This window comes from Microvirga sp. P4_G7, from assembly GCF_056401005.1.
The window spans coordinates 1-2,397 of record NZ_JBFUKD010000576.1 but is presented as its reverse complement, the minus strand read 5'-3'; the positions used below and the strand labels follow the sequence as shown (position 1 = coordinate 2,397).

Below are 2,397 nucleotides of genomic sequence, written 5' to 3'. Positions count from 1 at the left end.
GCAGATAAGCGATATCGCCGACATTCACGATCGCATCCTGAAGATAGGTCGAGATGACCGTGAGGTCTTCCTGATCGAGGGCGACGAGTTTGAGCAGCTCCATGGAACGGCAACCTCTTCTTGAGCTTCAAGAGCTACCTAGAGCATGACGCCGAAAAGTGCGAAACGGTTTTTCGACAACGTCATGCTCCAGTTGATGAATCGGTCGGTGTCTTGCCGGTATAAACCGCCAATTGAGCGTCAAAAGCCCGCTTGTAGGCGGGCCGCGCTTCGCCACGGGCCACATAGGTGGCGAGGTTCGGATATTCGTCCAGAATGCCCGATGATTTCAGCCTGAGCAGCACCGACACCATCATCAGGTCGCCTGCGCTGAAACCACCATCGAGCCAGTCGGCACTGCCAAGGCGAGCCGAAAGTTGCCTGAGCCGGTCGCGGACGCGATCCTCGACCAGAGGCAGGCGCTCCTTGGTCCAGGCCTTATCGCCCTCGAGGAGCTTGGCGGTTCCGAGTTCAAGGATCGGCGGCTCCACYGTGYTGAGCGCGGCAAACATCCAGGTGATCGCGCGCGCCCGCGCATCGGCATCGGCCGGCAGCAGGCCCGCGTGGCGCTCGGCGATATGGAAGACGATCGCCCCCGTCTCGAACAAGCCGAGATCGCCTTCTTCGTAGGTCGGAATCTGCCCGAAGGGATGAAGCGCCAGATGTGCGGATTCCTTCATCGCCCTGAACGAAACAAGACGAACTTCGTAAGGCTGGCCCACTTCCTCCAGCGCCCAACGAACGCGCGTATCACGCGCCAGCCCTTTGCCGCCATCGGGTGACCGTTCAAAGGCGGTAATAGTGATGGCCATCGTGAGGCTCCTCCTTGGCCATCGCCAACCTCGCACGACCGCGTGACCGCCACCTAAGCCGAGCTGAGGCCGCTACTGCGTTCTCTGAGGCTCATCCCTTGATGCGTTCGATATCGGCGCCGCAGCGTCCGAGTTTGGCTTCGAGCGCTTCAAAGCCGCGATCGAGGTGATAGACCCGGTTGATCGTCGTCTCGCCTTCCGCCGCAAGCCCGGCGATCACGAGAGATACCGAAGCGCGCAGATCGGTCGCCATCACGGGCGCGCCCTTCAGGGTGTCGACGCCCTCCACGTAGGCGCTGTCGCCGTCGAGGCGGATCCTGGCGCCGAGACGGGCCAACTCCTGCACGTGCATGAACCGATTCTCGAAAATCGTCTCGCGAATGCGCGAGGTGCCGTTCGCCTTGGTCATCAAGGCCATGAACTGGGCCTGCAGGTCCGTTGGAAACCCCGGATACGGATCGGTCGTCATGTCGACGGCCTGGATGCCGTTGCCGTTGCGACGCACGCGAATGCCGTTTTCACTCGGGCTGATGTCCGTCCCGGCCTGGCGCAGGACGTCGAGGGCGAAATCGAGCAGTTCCGGCCGGGTGTTCTCGAGCACCACATCACCGCCGGTCATCGCCACCGCCATGGCATAGGTGCCGGTTTCGATCCGGTCCGGCAGGACGTCATGAGTCGCGCCGCCGAGACGCGCGACGCCCTCGACCACGATCTCGGATCGGCCAGCGCCCTCGATCTTCGCACCCATCTTGGTCAGGCACTCGGCCAGATCCACCACTTCGGGTTCACGGGCCGCATTTCTAATGACCGTCGTTCCGCGGGCAAGGGCTGCCGCCATCAACGCGACATGGGTGCCTCCGACCGTGACCTTCGGAAAATCCATCTCCGCGCCCTTCAAGCCCTTGGGGGCTTTGGCGACCACGTAGCCGCCGTCGATCTCGATATCGGCGCCGAGCTTTTCGAGCGCCATGATCAGGAGATCCACCGGCCGCGTGCCGATGGCGCAGCCCCCAGGCATCGAGACCCGCGCTTCGCCGAACCGAGCCAGAAGCGGCGCGATCACCCAGAAGCTCGCCCGCATAGTCGAGACCAGTTCATAGGGGGCGCAGGTGTCGATGATCGACCGCGCCGAGAGGCGAATCGTCTGGCCGGTCTCGGCCGTCTCACCGGGACGGCGGCCGGCGATCATATGATCGACGCCGAAATTGCTCAGGATCCGCAGCAGCGACGAGATGTCGGCGAGCCGCGGAACGTTGCCGAGTTCGAGGGTCTCCTCGGTCAGGAGGCTCGCGATCATCAATGGCAGCGCGGCGTTCTTCGCGCCCGAAATGGGGATGATGCCGTTGAGGGGCGCRCCGCCCCGGATGCGAATGCGGTCCATGAAACTTCCTTACAAAAATCGGGCCGTTGTCCGGCCGTTCAAATAATTTACTCCGACGTCTCGCCGGCTCGATCCGGCTCCGGATTCCCCGCGTCGGGCTGCTGAGCTCGGCCCCGGGCTTGCGCCTTGCGCCGCTTGAGGTTCTCTTTCAAAGCAGCCTTGAGG

3 protein-coding genes are annotated in these 2,397 nt (G+C 63.1%); all 3 read right to left on the bottom strand.

The genetic code is table 11. The features are described from left to right. A partial coding sequence (locus AC1DT3_RS18150) for a DUF2948 family protein (RefSeq protein WP_477466627.1) occupies positions 1 to 103 on the bottom strand: 103 nt, incomplete at its 3' end. Between the two features lie 79 nt (positions 104 to 182). Then, positions 183 to 851, bottom strand: a complete 669-nt coding sequence (locus AC1DT3_RS18145) for a glutathione S-transferase family protein (protein ID WP_477466626.1) — start codon at positions 849 to 851, stop codon at positions 183 to 185. Between the two features lie 91 nt (positions 852 to 942). Beyond that, positions 943 to 2,232 carry a UDP-N-acetylglucosamine 1-carboxyvinyltransferase gene (gene murA / locus AC1DT3_RS18140; protein ID WP_477466625.1) on the bottom strand — a complete coding sequence of 430 codons (1,290 nt, stop codon included), beginning with the start codon at positions 2,230 to 2,232 and terminating at the stop codon, positions 943 to 945. Between the last annotated feature and the right edge of the window lie 165 nt (positions 2,233 to 2,397).